The 18,667-nt window shown below is 40.7% G+C and carries 13 protein-coding genes and 3 pseudogenes; 14 read left to right on the forward strand and 2 right to left on the reverse strand.

Going from position 1 to position 18,667, the window contains the following annotated elements; genetic code table 11:
• Window positions 1–3 precede the first annotated feature (3 nt).
• Complete coding sequence (locus DXA05_RS05830; protein WP_009039854.1) at window positions 4–579, forward strand: sugar O-acetyltransferase; 576 nt, start codon at window positions 4–6, stop codon at window positions 577–579.
• Between the two features lie 157 nt (window positions 580–736).
• Here the strand turns inward: DXA05_RS05830 and DXA05_RS05835 are convergent, their stop codons facing one another.
• Window positions 737–1,648: a helix-turn-helix domain-containing protein gene (locus tag DXA05_RS05835; RefSeq protein WP_128858903.1), complete on the reverse strand. Its 912-nt coding sequence runs from the start codon at window positions 1,646–1,648 to the stop codon at window positions 737–739.
• A 185-nt stretch (window positions 1,649–1,833) separates the two neighbouring features.
• On the opposite strand from DXA05_RS05835, the gene DXA05_RS05840 reads away from it, so the two are divergent.
• The 13 genes and pseudogenes from DXA05_RS05840 (at window position 1,834) to DXA05_RS05905 (ending at window position 17,036) form a co-directional block, all read left to right on the forward strand.
• A complete protein-coding gene (locus tag DXA05_RS05840; RefSeq protein ID WP_015532895.1) occupies window positions 1,834–2,229 on the forward strand; it encodes a putative quinol monooxygenase in 396 nt (131 codons plus the stop codon).
• 115 nt (window positions 2,230–2,344) lie between these two features.
• On the forward strand, window positions 2,345–3,550 hold the full coding sequence (locus DXA05_RS05845; RefSeq protein WP_128858904.1) for a carboxymuconolactone decarboxylase family protein: 1,206 nt from the start codon (window positions 2,345–2,347) through the stop codon (window positions 3,548–3,550).
• Between the two features lie 682 nt (window positions 3,551–4,232).
• Window positions 4,233–5,818, forward strand: a pseudogene (locus DXA05_RS05850) (ATP-binding protein).
• A 401-nt stretch (window positions 5,819–6,219) separates the two neighbouring features.
• Window positions 6,220–7,353, forward strand: a complete 1,134-nt coding sequence (locus DXA05_RS05860) for an OmpA family protein (protein ID WP_081357930.1) — start codon at window positions 6,220–6,222, stop codon at window positions 7,351–7,353.
• A 215-nt stretch (window positions 7,354–7,568) separates the two neighbouring features.
• Window positions 7,569–8,642 carry an STM4015 family protein gene (locus tag DXA05_RS05865; RefSeq protein ID WP_008020250.1) on the forward strand — a complete coding sequence of 358 codons (1,074 nt, stop codon included), beginning with the start codon at window positions 7,569–7,571 and terminating at the stop codon, window positions 8,640–8,642.
• A gap of 3 nt (window positions 8,643–8,645) precedes the next feature.
• A pseudogene (locus DXA05_RS05870) lies at window positions 8,646–9,655 on the forward strand (STM4014 family protein).
• Complete coding sequence (locus tag DXA05_RS05875) at window positions 9,642–10,496, forward strand: STM4013/SEN3800 family hydrolase (RefSeq protein ID WP_015532890.1); 855 nt, start codon at window positions 9,642–9,644, stop codon at window positions 10,494–10,496. Before DXA05_RS05870 ends, DXA05_RS05875 begins: the two are co-directional and overlap by 14 nt.
• Window positions 10,493–11,766, forward strand: a pseudogene (locus DXA05_RS05880) (STM4012 family radical SAM protein). Before DXA05_RS05875 ends, DXA05_RS05880 begins: the two are co-directional and overlap by 4 nt.
• 11 nt (window positions 11,767–11,777) lie before the next feature.
• Complete coding sequence (locus tag DXA05_RS05885) at window positions 11,778–13,307, forward strand: STM4011 family radical SAM protein (protein ID WP_128858925.1); 1,530 nt, start codon at window positions 11,778–11,780, stop codon at window positions 13,305–13,307.
• Window positions 13,308–13,567: 260 nt separating this feature from the next.
• Complete coding sequence (locus tag DXA05_RS05890) at window positions 13,568–14,932, forward strand: MATE family efflux transporter (RefSeq protein ID WP_128858905.1); 1,365 nt, start codon at window positions 13,568–13,570, stop codon at window positions 14,930–14,932.
• A gap of 40 nt (window positions 14,933–14,972) precedes the next feature.
• Complete coding sequence (locus DXA05_RS05895; protein WP_009039845.1) at window positions 14,973–15,521, forward strand: Crp/Fnr family transcriptional regulator; 549 nt, start codon at window positions 14,973–14,975, stop codon at window positions 15,519–15,521.
• Window positions 15,522–15,643: 122 nt separating this feature from the next.
• The gene (locus DXA05_RS05900) at window positions 15,644–16,522 is read left to right on the forward strand and encodes a helix-turn-helix domain-containing protein (protein WP_128858906.1); all 879 of its coding nucleotides are present in this window, start codon (window positions 15,644–15,646) and stop codon (window positions 16,520–16,522) included.
• 91 nt (window positions 16,523–16,613) lie between these two features.
• Entirely contained in the window at window positions 16,614–17,036 is a 423-nt protein-coding gene (locus tag DXA05_RS05905) for a pyridoxamine 5'-phosphate oxidase family protein (protein ID WP_165861474.1), read from the forward strand.
• 576 nt (window positions 17,037–17,612) lie between these two features.
• On the opposite strand, the gene DXA05_RS05915 is transcribed toward DXA05_RS05905, so the two are convergent.
• Window positions 17,613–18,209, reverse strand: coding sequence for a type 1 glutamine amidotransferase family protein (locus DXA05_RS05915; RefSeq protein WP_004317740.1), 597 nt, complete (start codon window positions 18,207–18,209; stop codon window positions 17,613–17,615).
• Window positions 18,210–18,667: the final 458 nt, after the last annotated feature.

Genomic DNA, 18,667 nt, shown 5'->3' on the forward strand with positions numbered 1-18,667 from the left:
GAAATGAAAACAGAAAAAGAAAAAATGTTGGCGGGAGAAGTTTATGATTGTGCTGATAATGAGTTACTGACCAGGTGGCATAAAGCAAAGCAGCTTCAACAGGAGTATAATAATACTCTCACTACTGATGCAGGTAAAATTTCTGATTTATTAGATGAATTAATCGGTTCAAGGGGGGATAATGTCTGGATTAGTGCTCCTTTCTTTGTGGACTATGGTGAGAATATTTATATCGGGAAGAATGTAGAGATTAATATGAATTGCGTTTTTCTTGATTGTAACAAGATTGTTATCGGTGATAATTCGGGGATTGGGCCGGGAGTACATATTTATACTGTTTTTCATTCTACAAAGGCATCGGAAAGAACCTCTGAAAACAGTACTTTTTGGAAGTCACAGACAGCTCCGGTGATTATTGGCAATAATGTGTGGATTGGTGGAGGATGCATCATTCTTCCGGGAGTAACTATTGGCGATAATACAACTATTGGGGCAGGGAGCGTTGTCACAAAGTCTATTCCGGCCAATGTGCTGGCGGTTGGCAATCCGTGTAGAATCCTTAAACAGATAGAGGATTGACGCTTCTTTAATATTCGTATTATCTCGTCAGTAAAAAAGTCACTTGTAATGCTATGTTAAGCACTTCCCATTCATAACGTAAAAAATACCAGAACGGGGAGTATTAGGGAGAAATGTGTTGATCTAATAATGACGCTATATCTCTGTATTTAAGATGTCAGGTTTGCGTGCGGAATTTATTAGGAGTCATCCCGACAATTCGTTTAAACATTCGGTTAAGATGTTGTGGATACTGGAATCCGATTTCGTAGGCAATCTGACTCGTTGTTTTATCCGAAGACAAGAGTTGTTCTTTTGCCAGTTCAATCATTTTATCCTGAATATATTCGGAGACGGTTTTACCAGTTTGCTTACGAATCATATCGCCAAAGTAGTTGGGAGAAAGGAATACTTTGTCGGCAAAGTATTTGACCGATGGCAATCCTAAATGTTGCGGAGCATCTCCTTCAAAATATTCATTGAGCAGATGTTCGAAGCGGACGATAATATCATTGTTAACTTTGTTTCGGGTTTCAAACTGTCGTTCGTAAAAGCGCATACAGTAATCAAGCAGCAATCTGATATTGGTACAGATCAGGCGGCGACTGTGTCTGTCGATAGCATGGTTTAGTTCGATTGCTATTTTTTGCAGGCAATCCATTACTATCTGTCGCTCCTCTTCAGAAAGATGGAGTGCTTCATTGGTTTCGTAAGAGAAGAATGAGTAGTTTTTTATTTCTTGTCCGAGGCTGGTGCCTCGTATGAGGTCGGGATGGAATAGGAGGCCGTGCGCATTGGGCTGAATGTTTTGGATCAATTCCAAATCAGTAATTTGCCCGGGGCCAAAACAGACAATGGTTCCGTCTTGATAGTCATAATATTGACGACCGTATTTAATATCACCGCATTTTACATTTTTCAAGAATAGCGCATACACTTCATAGCGAAACCATGCGCGTGTAGGCCATGTGGTGGCCTTGGTGAGATCGATGATGCTGACCAACGGATGTTTGGTTTCAAGTCCGAATATTTCGTTATAACGATTCACGTTATCTATTACAATCATTTCGTCTTTATAATTCTCTTCCATAGCGTTGTCTGCTTTTAGTAGGTTACAAATATAATTCTTTTATCCATAAAATTAGTTCTCCATCTTCAAAATCCATGATTGGGGTATAAATATCCGTAAATCGTCTACATCCGGGGTGGATGATTCCCAGTAACTTTGTAATCGGTAATTTAATACTGAAATTCGAACTATCATAAGTTATCAAGATGAAAAAGTTACTGATTGCTTTTCTATTGTTTGCTGCCGCTATTTCGGCCAGCATCATTAAACCGGTTGAGCGGTTTGCCACCGAAAATAATAAAGTACGGTTGTCTCGCATAACAGTCGATTCGGCACGACTGGAAGAATATAATGCTTATCTGAAGGAAGAAATCGAAGCCTCCATGCGATTAGAACCAGGTGTGCTGGTACTCTATGCCGTAGCGGAGAAAGAACGTCCCCACCATGTGACAATTCTTGAAATTTATGTTGATGAAGCAGCTTATAAAAGCCATATTGCTACGCCTCATTTTCAGAAATATAAAAAAGAAACGCTTGATATGGTGCAGTCGCTCGAACTGGTAGATACCACTCCACTCATTCCTGGGCTGAAGATTAAGTAAATTGAATCAGTAATATTGGTTTCTATATCCGTAATTTGTATCATAAAGAGTTGGAACAGAATAGCTAACTTTGCATTATCAGAGAGTTCATAAATAATAAACCATACGTAGTTATATGAGAAAATTGTTTTTTATTATTGTAACAGCCATCGGAATGATGCAAATCCCGATGCAATCTATAAATGCACAGAATATGAAAAAAGAAGAAGTACCTCAAAACATCAGCGCATTTCCGGTAGGAAAAGCGAATACAGGATTCGAACAATATTTCACGGGTAGATCTTGGCTGGCACCGCTGACTGGTAACAAAGACTTGAATGTACCCATGTCCAACGTTACTTTTGAGCCTGGCTGCCGGAATAATTGGCACAGCCATACGGGTGGACAACTCCTGATTGCCGTCGGCGGTGTGGGATATTATCAGGAACGTGGTAAAGCGGCGCGTCGTTTACTTCCCGGTGATGTGGTTGAAATTGCTCCAAACATAGAACACTGGCATGGCGCCGCTCCCGATAGTTGGTTTTCACATCTGGCTATCGGATGCAATCCGCAGACCAACCAGAATACATGGTTGGAACGAGTGGATGACCAACAGTATGCCGAAGCAACGAAAGGTAACGTAGCAATCGGACTGCAAGCTACCGATCCTGAATTGGACGATATATTTAGTAATTTTACAAAAGAAGTGCAAGAATACGGTGCACTGGACATTAAAACCCGTCTTATGGTAACATTGGCATCCAATATTGCTTCACAAGCGCAGGCCGAATACCGCATCACACTCGAAAGCGCACTTAATGAAGGCATTGCTCCGATAGAAATAAAAGAAATCCTTTACCAGTCAGTAGCCTATGCGGGCATGGCTAAGGTCAGAGATTTTATCGGTATCACCAATGATATATTGCTCGCCCGTGGCGTGCGTCTTCCTTTGGAAGGACAATCGGTTGTATCATCCGAAACACGTTTCAATAAGGGACTGGAGTTGCAGAAATCCATATTTGGCGAACGGATAGAACAGATGCATAAGAACGCTCCCGACAATCAGAAGCACATCCAACGTTACCTCTCCGCCAACTGTTTCGGCGACTATCAGACACGTAGCGGACTGAATGTAAAGACCCGCGAACTGATTACATTCTCGATACTTGTTTCTTTAGGCGGCTGTGAATCGCAGGTAAAAAGTCACATACAGGGAAATGTCAACGTAGGGAATAATAAAGATACGTTGCTGGCAGTCGTAACGCAACTCTTGCCATTTATTGGTTATCCGCGCACACTCAATGCCATAGCCTGTCTGAACGAAGTGATTCCGGAAAAATAATAAAGACATTGATGCATCCCGAAAGGTAACGATTAAAATCTATCCGGGACTTGACAAACGCTTTTTAATGTTGTATATTTGTAGTCCGGGAAAGTATGAAACGAATGAATACTAAATGAAAAAATAGACGGAATATGGATATGAAATGGATGGAAAATAGTATAATATAACAACGAACTTAGCTCATTCCCTTAGCTTATACTAGAGGATAAGGCAACAGATATAACCCAAAGGCTGCGAACTTTACAGAGTTCGCAGCCTTTTTTGTAACCTATTATTGAATATATTTATGCAAATTCAGATTTTAAAGTTTATAATAAACAGGGGGGACGTTTATAATAAACGGTCACAGTATTTATTAATAACGCTCTTTATGTTTATGTGGTAGGTTGTTATCTTTTTTGTATAACCTTTCTCTAAAGGATAGAAACTTGTGCGGTTGTGATAATAATAATTGATATATTGACTGGGTAATTTAATTTTATAAAATATAGTTTCTCCACTATTCTTGTTATTGTTACTCTATGTTATCTATCAGCTTTGTTTTGAAATGCACCTTGAATACCTGTTTTTATCTGTCGGAAACTTTGCAGGACGAGATAATAAAACCTCATATTTGATGATCGATTCACTGCAAGATTTGTTATCTTTGCAAAGGTTTCATTTATAAAGAGAAGAAGTTATGGATATCATGGACCGTTTGAAAGAACCCCGGCGCAATCTGCCTATCGGAATACAAAGTTTTGAGAGACTTCGTCGCGACGGCTATTTGTATGTTGACAAAACAGCATTTGTCTACGAACTTGCCTCAACGGGCAATCCGTATTTCCTTAGCCGTCCGCGTCGTTTTGGCAAAAGTCTGCTGCTTTCTACGCTGGAAGCGTATTTCTGTGGAAAGAAAGAGCTTTTTGAAGGACTTGCCATTGAACAGCTCGAAACAGAATGGAACGAACACGCTGTATTGCATCTTGACCTTAATGCCGAGGATTACTCTGAAATAGAAGGATTGAGAAACGGACTTGAATTGCAGCTTCGTAGTTGGGAAAAAGTCTATGGAACCAGTGAGGAAGGTTTGAGTTATTCCGGTCGTTTCATGCAAGTCATTAAAGAAGCTTATCGACAAACAGGTCGTGGCGTAGTTGTTCTTATTGACGAGTACGACAAACCGCTGCTTCGCTCCATGCATAATCCGGAATTACAAGACAAGTTCCGCGAAATGCTCACCGCTTTTTATACTGTACTGAAATCAGCAGACCCCTGGTTGCGCTTCGTCTTTATCACCGGAGTGACCAAATTTGCTCAAATGGGTATATTCAGCACTCTCAACCAACTGATCGATATCAGCTTCGACCCGCAATACAATGCTCTTTGTGGTATGACCCGCCCGGAAATTGAAGCCAATTTCGTCCCGGAACTGGAACGGTTGGCAGAAAGGAACGGTTTGACAAAAGAAGACTGTATGGCATACCTTACTCGTATGTATGACGGATATCATTTCAACTATGTCCGTAAGGAAGGTATGTACAACCCGTTCAGCATACTGAATGTGCTTAGGAGCGGGATGTTTGAGAATTACTGGTTTGCCAGCGGAACACCCACTTTCCTTGCCGACATGCTGAAGAAGACCCATTATGATTTGCGTGAACTGGACGGATTGGAAGTAACTGCTGCCTCTCTTACCGACGACCGTGCTGACGTAAACAACCCTGTGCCGATGATTTATCAAAGCGGCTATCTGACCATTAAAGGATATGATACAGAACTGCGTCTCTACAAGCTGGGTTACCCCAATGATGAGGTGAAGTATGGCTTTCTTAATTTTATCACTCCGTTTTATACCTCGTTGGATGAATCGAAAGCCCCCTTCTATATCGGACAGTTTGTAAAGGAACTAAGGGCAGGAGATGTTGAGGCTTTCCTCACCCGTCTTCGTGCGTTCTTTGCCGATTTTCCCTACGAACTGAATGATAAGACAGAGCGTCACTATCAAGTGGTATTCTATCTTGTTTTTAAACTACTGGGGCAGTTTATTAACGCCGAAGTGCAAAGTGCCCTGGGACGTGCTGACGCTGTGGTGAAAACAGCAAATGCTGTTTATGTCTCGAATTTAAGCTAAACGGTACCGCAGAAGAAGCATTGGCACAGATTGATAATCGCGGCTATCTCATACCTTATACTACTAATGGTTGCCGTATAGTGAAAATAGGTGCAGAGTTCAGTAAGGAAGAACGCAATTTGAGTCGATGGTTAGTAGAGGAAGAAGGATAGTAGGGAATTGATAATAAAAGTATAGTATATAATTTCACCCCCCAAAAGTAACGCCCAAACGGTAAAACAGCATCCGTTTGAGCGTTTTTTTTTAGAAATCTTTTTGGAAGGACGAGGAAGGAAACGATAGCTTATATCTTCCATTACTCCGTTCCCTATGCGATATAGACGTTGATTTTAATGTTTCCTTTGACAACTCCCGGTCGATGTTCTATTTTTCATATTTTAGATTGCTCGAAAACACAATAGATGTTAATTGGCTACCAGGCTTGCGAACTAATTTTTAATATGATATGTTGTTTAAAGTGAATAACGAATTAAAAAATGAACTAGAAAGTTAGATATGGACAAATAAAGCATTTCTAATGATTTAGCAGATAAAACATTACATTATAAAACTTATGATTATGAGAAAATCGATTATTTTATTAGCCTTGATATTGGGTGGACTTACAGCAAATGCCCAATCAGTTGTAGAAGGTACAAAAGTAACAGACAATTGGTCTGTGGAAGTCAATGCCGGTGCAATCACTCCCCTTACTCACAGTGCTTTCTTTAAAAGTATGCGTCCTGCTTTTGGAGTGGGAGTTTCCAAGCAATTAACTCCTATCTTCGGTTTGGGATTCCAAGGAATGGGATACATTAATACTACTCCGAGTAAAACATCTTTTGATGCTTCCGACGTCAGCCTGTTGGGTAAAGTCAACCTGATGAACCTGTTTGCTGGTTACAAAGGCGAACCCCGCTTGTTTGAAGTGGAAGCCGTTGCAGGAATGGGCTGGTTACATTATTATGTGAATGGTGATGGAGATCAGAACACTTGGTCTACACGTTTGGGATTGAATTTCAACTTCAACTTGGGTGAAAGCAAAGCATGGACATTGGGTATCAAACCTGCCATTGTATATGATATGCAAGGCACTTACCCCGAAACAAAGAGCCGTTTCAATGCCAATAACGCAGGTTTCGAATTGACAGCCGGATTGACATATCACTTTAAGACAAGTAACGGAACACATCATTTTGCAAAAGTGAGAGTGTACAACCAAGCTGAAATTGACGGATTGAACTCTTCCATCAATGCGCTTCGTTCGGAAGTGAACAACAAAGACGGTCAGATCAGCAACGCCAACCAGCGCATCAACGGACTGCAAGAAGAACTTGAAGCCTGCCGTACAAAGGTTGTTCCGGTAGAGACAGTAGTGAAAACCGCCCGTGTGCCCGAATCTATCATTACTTTCAGACAAGGTAAATCATCGGTTGACGCTTCCCAACTTCCTAACGTGGAACGTGTAGCTTCCTACATGAAGAAATATGCCGATGCAAAAGTAGTTATTAAAGGATACGCTTCTCCGGAAGGTAGTGTGGAGGTCAACGCAAGAATCGCTGCTGCACGTGCAGAGGCTGTAAAAACTATCCTTGTTAATAAATACAAGATTAGTGCATCCCGCATCACTGCTGAAGGTCAGGGCGTAGGCGACATGTTTACCGAACCGGATTGGAACCGTGTAAGTATATGTACGATTGAAGATTAAACAGATAGATTACATAAATAGAATAATGAAGGCTGCCCAAAAGGCAGCCTTTGTTGTATGTACTGGTTTTATAGATAAGCGGCTTATTTTTGAATAAGCCTGAAAGATTAGTAAACAGATTTCTTTGTACATTATATAAAATAGCTATTTTTGCAAGTATTGTTCATGCGCGTTCTGTGTTGAGTGTGCAAATATCAACCATTAAAAACTGTATTATGAAGAGAGTATTCGTTTTTCAAGATTTTAAATCGCAGAAATTCTGGAGTATAGAGGTAGTCGGGACAGATGTTACTGTAAATTATGGTAAGCTGGGGACTGCCGGACAAACACAAGTGAAAAACTACGCAACTACTGAAGAAGCTGAAAAGGCTGCCAACAAACTGATTGCAGAGAAGACAAAGAAAGGTTATGTGGAAACTGCCGAAGAAACGGCACGTGAAATGAAAGTGGAAGCTAAGAAATATACATTGAGCTATGATGAGTATGAAAACGATGTGAAGCTTTTGGATAAGATATTGAAAGACAAGCATCTCTCTGAATATAAGCAAATAACGATTGGCTGTTGGGATTATGAAGGTGATGACTGTTCGGCTTTATTACAGGGCCTCATTGAAAATAAGGACAAGTTTGCGCAGATAGAAGGCCTGTTCTGGGGTGATATTGAACAGGAAGAACAGGAGATTTCATGGATTGAACAAGCCGACCTTAGTCCGCTGCTCGATAGTATGCCTAAATTGAAGGATCTGAAAATAAAAGGAACAAACAATCTGCGCTTGGGAAAAACTTCACGTCCGGAGTTGCGGTCGCTGGAAATAATTAGTGGTGGTATGCCTACTGAAGTGGTAGAGGACATTCTTGCTTCTGACTTTCCCAATCTGGAAAAACTGATTCTATATGTTGGTGTGGAAGATTACGGATTTGAAGGTGATATTGAGATCTTCCGTCCGCTTTTCTCCAAAGAGCGTTTCCCGAAGCTGACCTATCTGGGGCTTGTTAACTCTGAAGAACAGGACAGCATTGTAGAAATGTTCCTGGAATCGGATATTCTACCTCAACTTGAAACCATGGATATTTCGGCCGGTACTCTGAAAGATGAAGGTGCACAGTTGTTGCTGGATAATATGGATAAAATCGCTCATTTGAAGTTTATCAATATGCGCTATAATTATTTGAGCAAGGACATGAAGAAACAGTTGCAGAACCTTCCTATGAAAATAGACATTGCCGAAACCGAAGAGGCGGATGAATATGATGGTGAATTGTGGTATTACCCGATGATTACAGAATAGGAGATGCAGATAATCGTTGTCAGCAACTCTTTATCCAAACGTATAGAATATTTTGTTGAAGCAGGTAAGCACTTGCAGACAGAAGTTTGTTTTATGACTTATGAGGAACTTTTTAGCTGCTTGCCGCTATTGCGGCAGGCAGTTATCAAACTGGAACCCTGTGTAAGTGATGAAACTGATTTCCTGAAATATGCGCTGTTGAATCAGGCATATAAGGAGACATTGCAACGTTTGAGCGAGATGAGCCTGCCTGATGATGTGTGCTTTTTAAATACTCCTGATGCTTTGTTGCGTGCTCTTGATAAAAAGGAAACAAAAGAAGTCCTGATGGACAAAGGGCTGAAAGTGACTCCGATGTTACCGTCTCCACAATCCTTCGATGAGTTACGGCAGCTTCTTGCCGATTGCGGTAGAGGATGCTTTTTAAAACCCCGTTATGGTTCGGGTGCGGGAGGCATTATGGTGATTCGTTATCAGCCCAACCGGAATAAGTGGGTAGTCTATACTACGTTGCGGCAAGTGGACGGAGTGATTCATAATACCAAACGAATCAATCGTTTGAGCGTGGAAAAAGAGATAATCCCGTTGGCAGAAGCTGTGATACAAACAGGAGCTATCCTCGAAGAATGGATTCCTAAAGCACAATTGCAAGGAGAAAATTACGACCTCGGGTAGTGTGCCGGGAGTCTGAAATAGATTATATCGTTGTGAGATGCAGTAAAGGAAGCATAACGAATTTACACCTGAACAACAAGGCGCATTGGTGGAATGAATTGTCTCTATCCGAAGAGGTACGGCAACAAATCTATTTTCAATGTCAGGAAGCTGTGCAATCCTTGGATTTGCGTTATGCAGGAGTAGATGTATTGATAGAAAGAGGGACGGATATTCCTTATATAATAGAAGTCAACGGACAAGGAGACCATGTTTATCAGGATATGTTTGCTCATAATTCTATTTATACTCAACAAATAAAAAACATAAAAAAGAAATATAACCATGCAAATAGATGAACTGCCGGCTGGCGAACAGACCCGTCATCCGGATCTGGATATGAATCAGGTGGTGGGTACTCATGATATATTGATGCTTTGCTTTGACACCTTGCGGTATGATGTCAGCAAAGAGGAAGAAGCGGCCGGAAGAACGCCTGTACTGAACAGCCATGGAGGAGAATGGGAGAAAAGACATGCTCCGGGAAATTTCACTTACCCGTCTCATTTTGCCATCTTTGCCGGATTTCTGCCTTCTCCGGCAGAACCTCATTCGTTGCGTAGCCGTAACTGGTTGTTTTTCCCCGTGCAAGCGGGTACAGGACGTATTCCGCCCAAAGGAAGTTATCCATTTACAGAAGCGACTTTTGTGCAGAGTCTTGCCCATACAGGCTATGAAACGATTTGTATAGGTGGCGTAAATTTCTTTAGCAAGCGTAATGAGCTGGGGCGTGTATTCCCCGGTTACTTTACTAAAAGTTATTGGCTGCCTACCTTTGGATGCACAGCACCCGATAGTACTGAAAAACAGATTGATTTTGCATTGAAAAAACTAGAAAATTATCCGGACGACAAACGGATCTTTATGTATATCAATTTTTCTGCTATCCATTATCCGAACTGTCATTATGTGGAGGGTAAAATGAAAGATGATAAAGAATCACATGCAGCTGCCCTGCAATATATTGACAGTCAGCTACCTCGTTTGTTTCAGGCTTTTCAGAAACGGAGCAATACGCTGGTGATTGCCCTTTCCGATCATGGCACTTGCTATGGTGAAGATGGGTATGAATACCATTGCATATCTCACGAAACGGTTTATACAGTCCCTTACAAACACTTTATTTTAACGAAACAATGAATCAACCGCTACCACGATATGTAGACTATATGTATAGCTATCCACATAAAACTGCCTATCGTTCTTTTCCATCTCCGGTTTCGCTGCTTCCTTACCTGGAACAGGTGGAAGGGCAGAAGGCATCACTCTATTTCCATATTCCTTTTTGTAGTCATAAATGTGGATATTGTAACCTGTTTTCTCTACAAACCAATCGTGCGGATTATATCGCAACTTATTTGGAAACCCTTCATAAGCAGGCACAACAATTGTCACCTCTCACCACCGGACTGATCTTTAACAGTTTCGCCATTGGAGGAGGCACGCCATTGCTTCTCACCGTTTCCCAACTGGAATACTTATTGGAGACGGCTGCCCTGTTCGGAGTCCATCCTTCACATGCTTTTACTTCCATAGAAACATCACCGGAGTATGCTGATCCTGCCCGTTTGACATGGTTGAAACAGGCAGGAGTGGCTCGTATAAGTATCGGTATACAAAGTTTTCTCAACGAAGAGTTAACCGCTTTGAAAAGACGTCCCCGGCAAGACACGATCAATCAGGCGTTGGAAACTATCCGGAAGATGGAATTTCCTTTTTTTAATATCGACTTGATTTACGGAATCAAAGGACAAACAGTGGATAGTTTTCTCTATTCTTTAGAGCAGGCTCTTCTGTTTCAGCCTAACGAACTCTTTATCTATCCGTTATATGTGCGACAGGGAACAGCTATCACGGAGCGGGAATCTGATGATGTCTGTTTCCGGATGTATTGTGCCGCCCGTGATCTGTTGAAAGACAGAGGCTTTCTACAAACTTCGATGCGGCGTTTTATTCATCATCCGTCTACTGATGCGGAAATTTCCTGTGGAGATGAAGTGATGCTTTCGTGTGGTTCCGGCGGACGTAGTTACTTGGGTAATTTGCATTATGCCACCCGGTATACTGTTTGTCAGCGCTATATTGCCGAAGAGATAGATGACTATATGGGCACTACTGATTTTACAGTAGCTCGCAATGGATTTATCTCTCTCAAGAAGAACGAAGGCAACGTTTCATCATTAAAAATCTGATGTATTATATGGGGCTTGATAAAGCCGAATATGAGCGTCGTTTTGGCGAATCACCGGATGATATTCCATTATTCCGGCAACTGGCAGAACGGCAATGGATAGAAAATACAGATGACCGCATTTGTCTTACTTCCGAAGGAATAGGATATTCTGATTATATTGGTCAGTTGTTCATTACTCCTGAAATAAGAGGGCTGATGGAAACTTATTCTTATTGAACGAAATGAAAATGAAAAACGAGGGGGATTTACTTTCCATCAAGCGTATCTATTATCGCGGTAAATTGAATAGCTGCAATTATACCTGCTCTTACTGTCCTTTCGGCAAAAAGTCACATCTGACAGCCACTACGCAGGATGAACAGGCGTGGAACCGTTTTATTACGGCTATTGAACAATGGAAAGGGGGACCGTTGCAGTTATTTATTATTCCTTACGGTGAAGCATTGATACATCGTTATTATCGGAAAGGGATCATTCATTTAGCGGCGTTGCCACAAGTGGCTGGAATTTCCTGTCAGACTAATCTTTCTTTTTCTGCTGATGAATGGCTGGACGAATTTCCGGCTACACCGACATTGATAAGTAAGATCAAGATTTGGGCCAGCTTTCATCCGGAAATGACTTCAGTAGAAAGTTTTGTCCGGCGACTTCATACACTTTATAATGCAGGAATACAGGTCTGTGCCGGAGCGGTAGGCAATCCGATGGCAAAAAGCGTACTTAGTGATTTGCGAAATGCTCTTTTGCCGGATATTTATTTGTTTATTAATGCTATGCAAGGTTTGAAGTCTCCGTTAAGCATAGAAGATATTCGTTTCTTTACGCAACTGGATAACCTTTTTGAATATGATTTAAAAAACGCTTCGGCTCAATGGACTATCTGTTCGGGAGGGAGAAGTAGTTGTTTTATTGATTGGAAAGGAGATATCTTTGCTTGTCCCCGAAGTCAGGTGAAGATAGGAAATTTTTATCAGAATCAAATGTTGGCCCCCTTGCTTCCTTGTCGGCGGAAGGTCTGTGACTGTTACATTGCTTTCAGTAATTTGACTAATCATCCTTTGCATCGAATAATGGGAGCAGGTGCATTTTGGCGGATCCCGGATAAGCCTTTCATTACTTCCGTGTTTTTTGATGTGGATGGAACACTTACCGATGCCCAGGGAAGGGTTTCGGAAAGTTATGCCCATGCTTTGCGGTACATAGCGCAATTTGTTCCCTTATATCTTGCTACTTCTTTATCTATGCAACAGGCGCGGAGAAAGTTAGGCAAGGCTCTTTTCAGCCTGTTTGAAGGAGGGGTGTTTGCTGATGGTGGATTACTGGTATATGGCGGGCAGAGCCGGTGTATGCCGGTTGAATTACTACTGGACATAAACGAAGAATCAGCAAAGATAACGGCGCATAGCTATGAAGGTCAAGTCTATAAATACAGCATGCTGGTTTATGATAAGGAAGAGAGAATAAATATTCTTTCTCGCTTAAAAGAGAAACCTTATCAGGTGTTTTATAAACCACCTCTTATTACGGTTATCCATAAGGAAGTTGACAAACGGAAAGGAGTGCTTCATATATGCAAGGCTTTAGCTTTTCCCCTTGACCAAGTATTGGTTGTCGGAAATTCATTGAAGGATTGGGAGATGATGTCAGTAGTATCTCATTCTTGTGCAGTGATGAACGCCGAACCACTTTTAAAAGAACGTGCCCGCTATACGCTGAATCCGGACCGATTGGCTGCTTTCTTCCGCTTCCGGGAGTAGAAAAGCGACTGCAATAAAAGCTTCACATTGATACCTGATTGTACCATTCAAAAATAAAAATCAGTTATAATTTGGTAGTTATAAAAACAAAGCCCATATTTGCAGCCCGAAAATAGGGACAGGCATAAAAATCCTCATCGGAGGGTGCTATAATAGATAATTATAGTGCTGGATAAGATGAATGGTGTAAATCATTCGCTTGTCCGGCACTATTTTTTATTGTAACAATTTAAGATAAGAGGTAAAGTAGCGGAGAAACTATGAAAGAGTTAAATTTGACACAAGGAAGTGTTCCGAAGGTATTGCTGCAATTTGCAGTGCCTTTTCTTATTGCCAATGTGCTTCAGGCACTTTATGGTGGAGCCGACTTGTTTGTTGTGGGGCAATATGATGATTCGGCAAGTGTGGCGGCTGTGGCTATCGGCAGTCAGGTGATGCAGACGATTACGGGTATTATTCTTGGCATTACGACAGGCACAACCGTGCTGATTGCTATCGCTATCGGAGCAAAAGATGACCGGAAAGTAGCTTTTACAATCGGTTCTTCCGTGTGGCTATTTTCAATCGTAGGAGTCTTGCTGACCTTGGTCATGCTGGCATTTCATGGGCAGATAACCGAACTGATGCACACGCCTGCGGAAGCGATGGCTGATACTAAAAACTATATTCTGGTATGTTCGGCTGGTATTCTGTTCATAATAGGGTATAACGTTGTATGTGGTATCCTGCGTGGATTGGGTGATTCAAAGACACCGCTTTATTTTGTAGGCTTGGCATGTGTAATCAACATAATGCTCGATTTTATACTGGTCGGCTATTTCCATTGGGGAGCTACAGGAGCGGCTATTGCTACTGTAACCGCGCAAGGCGTCAGCTTTGGAATAGCGCTTTGGTTCTTATACCGGCATGGATTCCACTTTGATTTCTCGCGGAAGGATATCCGTTTGAACCGGAATCTGTCTAAAAAGATCATGGTATTGGGAGCGCCTATTGCTTTGCAAGATGCTTTAATCAATGTTTCATTTCTGATAATCACTGTCATTGTGAATCAGATGGGAGTCATTGCGTCTGCTTCTTTAGGGGTTGTTGAGAAAATCATAGTGTTTGCCATGCTGCCTCCGATGGCTATATCATCGGCTGTGGCAACCATGACTGCACAAAATTACGGGGCGGGACTTATCAAGAGAATGAATAAATGTCTTGCTTCCGGAATAGGGATTGCTCTTGTTTTCGGTGTGTCGGTTTGCGTGTATTCGCAATTCCTGCCGGAGACTCTTACCGCTTTCTTTACGAAAGATGCCGCTGTGGTGGCAATGGCAGCAGAGTACCTGCGGGGATATAGCATCGACTGTATCGTAGTCAGTTTTGTGTTCTGCATCAATTCTTATTTCAGCGGACAAGGGAACTCGTTATTCCCGATGATTCACAGTCTGATAGCTACTTTCCTGTTCCGTATACCATTGTCATACTGGTTCAGTCAGATGGATAGCTCGTCGCTGTTTATCATGGGATTTGCTCCACCCATTTCAACGGTGGTTTCATTATTGATTTGTATCTGGTATTTGCGATATACGCAAAGGAAATTATACTTGAGAGGCACATTGATGCCTGCTATGTCGAATTAGGTGTTTTTAAGTGACATATATTAACTAAAATCTATTTTGTATGGAAGCTTATTTGAAGAAACTCTGTTTTGAGTATCAGGTTGATGAAAAAGAAGTGAAAGAGCTGTTGGCTCGTATGGAAATGGTGTATCTGGATAAAGGAGAAACGATTGCATCTGCCACAATGCCCGAGCAGAGCTTGTATATTATTGTTTCCGGCATTCTGCATACATACACGACCCATGAAGGAGAGGACAGAACCATCCGGTTTTTATCTGAAGGGGATGCTGTATTGTGCTATAACTCCAGTCAGTATGCTGTAAAGGCGCTGACGAAATGTGCTGCTTATTACATCAGCGAAGAGGAGATTGAAGAGTTGTGCGCAACATCTATTTCGTTTGCCAACTTGGTTCGTCAACTGATGGAATATCAGTTCTATTTTAAAGAAGAAGAGAATATGAACGTTCGTAAACTGACGGTAAGAGAGAGGTATCTTTCTTTATTGGCAGAAATCCCAGATATTCTGTACAGGGTACCTTTGAAGTATATTACTCATTATCTGGGTGCCGATGTAACCAGTTTGGGATATATGGCTGGAAGTTCTAAATAGGAAATATGACCTGGACATCTATTTTTCTATGTATTCCTTATCAGATGGTTCATTGACTATTCAAAATTGAGTTTGAAAAGTCTTTGGATTATTTGGTAAGGAATATTATTTTTGTATTCCAAATGAAAAACTCAATACCTCGATATACTTTTTATAAGAATAAGTATGGAAGCGAACTTTTGGTCGATGTGGTAGAACTGAAATATGTGAAGAAGTTCTTGGCTGAAAGTGCTATTCACACGTTGAATTATTATGATGTTACTTTTATAACAGAAGGTAAAGGGACGTTTTCAGTCGATAACCAAACCTATGAAGTAACCCCATGTGACGTTCTATTCTCTAAACCGGGCGAAATCCGGAACTGGGATACGCGTCATATCATCAATGGTTATGCGCTGATTTTCGAGGAAGAGTTCTTGTCTTCCCTCTTTAAAGATTCTTTATTTGTACAGCATCTTTCGTTTTTTCAGCTGGAAAGCTTTTCATCAAGACTGCATTTGCCCGATGAGCTTTATGCCCGTATACTCCAAATTTTGCATCATATAAAGATGGAGATCGACTCGTATCAGCAAAACGATGTGCATGTATTGAGAGCGTTGCTTTATGAAGTCCTGATGTTATTGGACCGGGCTTATCTTAAAATGACTTCGATAGAGGAGGGCAGGAGCAGAGAAGCGTCTAATAACCATGTAAGTAAATTCATGAATTTGGTAAATATCCATTCGAAAGAGCAACACTCGGTTCAGTATTATGCGGATAAACTTTGCATTACTTCAAACTATTTGAATGAGATGGTAACCTCGACAATGGGGTTTAGTGCCAAACAATATATTCAGAATAAAGTGATGGATGAGGCTAAAAGACTGCTCGTTTATACAAATTTCCCCATATCGGATATTGCTTTTGAACTCTGCTTTTCAACGGTCTCCTATTTTATTCGCAGCTTCCGGCAACATACGGGAGAAACTCCATTACTTTATCGGAAAACACATAAACCGTAAAAAGTGCTATTTTCCCCTTTCTTTTTATTACGTCGTGTTTCTTCTATTTCTCTACTTTCGCATCAGATAATAACTAACAATAAAAAATGAAATGATGAGAGACGCAGAAAAAACAGTAGGGAGCATGATTGATAAGTTGAAAACAGCTTTTATCGGTTCTATAGACAGTGAAGGGTTTCCTAATATCAAGGCAATGTTGCAGCCTAGAAAAAGGGAAGGGATCAGAACGATTTATCTGACAACGAATACTTCATCCATGCGTGTGGCACAATACGGGGAGAACAATCATGCCTGTATTTACTTTTGTGATACAAGATTTTTTAGAGGTGCGATGCTGCGGGGTACAATGGAAGTATTGACAGACAGTGCCAGCAAAGAAATGATTTGGCAGGAGGGTGATACCATGTATTACCCGGAAGGAGTGACAGATCCCGACTATTGTGTATTGAAATTTACGGCAACTTCCGGTAGGTTTTATAGTAATTTCAAATCGGAGAGCTTTATCGTAGAATAAAACTCATAGTATATAAGAGATACTAAGAGACAGCGCTTTTATAGTCTCAATGTGCTATTTTTAAGATTGTATAAAAGAATAGCAACTTTAAAAACAATGAACCAGTGAATAAACGGCATAAAATAGTGCAATAATATGCGGAAATGCAGGTCTATTTCGCATAAAACTACATACGGTATGCATCTTTTCTTGTTGGCAAAGCGTTCGTTCCTCGGTGAGGAGCGGGGTGTTCCTCGGTGTGCGTCGCTAGCTTCCTCACCGAGGAACTTGTTTGTCATCGGTGAGGAAGCTGAAACTGGTCTTTTTGAGGGTGGTTTTTCTCTAGTTTGGCATAACTGTTAGAAAGGATAGGAATAATAAAAAGAACGGTTATCTTAATATTTTATGTTGAATGGTGAATGAATAATGGAAAATAGCTGCTATTTGGATGATATATGTCCCAAATGATAATAATAAAGAACTTTCTCCCGACAGATGCCGGGCTTTTTTCTATTTTTCTTAAATCGTTATGCTATTGTCTCTCTTTCTGATTGCTTAAATATTCCTTTTTTAAGAATGGTCATTCTTTCATTCATTTTATGCTCCCGGACAGAATCCGTTTTTATAAAACAGATAACTTTCCTCTATCGCATCGGCAGTATCAGCTTCTAATGCATATAATATTTCTTTGCAAAATTCCAATTGCCCGGTTCCGTTGGCAGTTACAATATTCTCGTCTCTTACAGCTTGTTCATTGATATAGTTCGAATCGCCTGTATATTTATCCCCAGCATACTGTTTTAGATAATTGAGCGTATTGCTGGTATGCTTTACCTCATTAAGGAAACCGTGCATACCCAGAAAAACAGAAGCATTACATATTCCGGCAACTAATTTCTTTTCTTTAATAGCTTTTTCTACAAGTGGAACTATCAATTCAGCTTCAGGTGAGAACCAGTTCATACCGCCAATTAACACCAGCCCCGCATAATCTTCCGCCATATCTTTTAGCCCATAATCAGGCAGCACTCTGAATCCGCCTATTGAACTTACGGGTTCTTGAGTTATTGATAGGGTTTTCACTTTATAACTAATAGGATTTCCGGGCTTGACTCCCTGATTCAAACAGGTAGCTATATATGCGCCTTCCCAGTCGGCGAACCCTTCTAAAATTACAAATATTACTTCTTTCATATATGATTCTAATTTTTAGTGAGTACAAAGGTGTGATATTTAATTGACTTTTGTAGTAGTAATTGTGGTAAAATATCGAATAATACAATTAAAATATGATTATTCAGTTTACAATAGGAAACTTTTTATCATTCAAAGAGCAATGATGAAGGGCGTGAAGTAAAAACTATAACTTTTCCATTCAGGAAAAATGAATTGGAAGGTACAATACCTTATGGGGGAGTGCGATACGCTCGGAAAAGAAATGACTCAATTAACGGAAGATAAATTTTTGTCCGTACTGGGACTGTCAATACACAAACAGGTAAACTTGTCGTCGCAGGTTATTATGATACAAACAATAATAACAAGTATGACAAAACAGATAAGGATGAAATCTTAATCTATGATTTGAAAACCTTGAAGTTAGCTTCGAGAATATGATTTCCGGCTAGATAGCCAACTGTGTACAAAGTAGA

This window comes from Bacteroides sp. AM54-2NS (genome assembly GCF_003602935.1).
GTDB classification, from domain to species: domain Bacteria; phylum Bacteroidota; class Bacteroidia; order Bacteroidales; family Bacteroidaceae; genus Bacteroides; species Bacteroides xylanisolvens.

Excerpts from the sequence above, each read along its gene's own strand:
- DXA05_RS05830 (WP_009039854.1), top strand. The coding sequence starts at position 4 with ATGAAAACAGAAAAAGAAAAAATGTTGGCGGGAGAAGTTTATGATTGT.
- DXA05_RS05835 (WP_128858903.1), bottom strand. The coding sequence starts at position 1,648 with ATGGAAGAGAATTATAAAGACGAAATGATTGTAATAGATAACGTGAAT.
- DXA05_RS05840 (WP_015532895.1), top strand. The coding sequence starts at position 1,834 with ATGAAAAAGTTACTGATTGCTTTTCTATTGTTTGCTGCCGCTATTTCG.
- DXA05_RS05845 (WP_128858904.1), top strand. The coding sequence starts at position 2,345 with ATGAGAAAATTGTTTTTTATTATTGTAACAGCCATCGGAATGATGCAA.
- DXA05_RS05860 (WP_081357930.1), top strand. The coding sequence starts at position 6,220 with ATGATTATGAGAAAATCGATTATTTTATTAGCCTTGATATTGGGTGGA.
- DXA05_RS05865 (WP_008020250.1), top strand. The coding sequence starts at position 7,569 with ATGAAGAGAGTATTCGTTTTTCAAGATTTTAAATCGCAGAAATTCTGG.
- DXA05_RS05875 (WP_015532890.1), top strand. The coding sequence starts at position 9,642 with ATGCAAATAGATGAACTGCCGGCTGGCGAACAGACCCGTCATCCGGAT.
- DXA05_RS05885 (WP_128858925.1), top strand. The coding sequence starts at position 11,778 with ATGAAAAACGAGGGGGATTTACTTTCCATCAAGCGTATCTATTATCGC.
- DXA05_RS05890 (WP_128858905.1), top strand. The coding sequence starts at position 13,568 with ATGAAAGAGTTAAATTTGACACAAGGAAGTGTTCCGAAGGTATTGCTG.
- DXA05_RS05895 (WP_009039845.1), top strand. The coding sequence starts at position 14,973 with ATGGAAGCTTATTTGAAGAAACTCTGTTTTGAGTATCAGGTTGATGAA.
- DXA05_RS05900 (WP_128858906.1), top strand. The coding sequence starts at position 15,644 with ATGAAAAACTCAATACCTCGATATACTTTTTATAAGAATAAGTATGGA.
- DXA05_RS05905 (WP_165861474.1), top strand. The coding sequence starts at position 16,614 with ATGATGAGAGACGCAGAAAAAACAGTAGGGAGCATGATTGATAAGTTG.
- DXA05_RS05915 (WP_004317740.1), bottom strand. The coding sequence starts at position 18,209 with ATGAAAGAAGTAATATTTGTAATTTTAGAAGGGTTCGCCGACTGGGAA.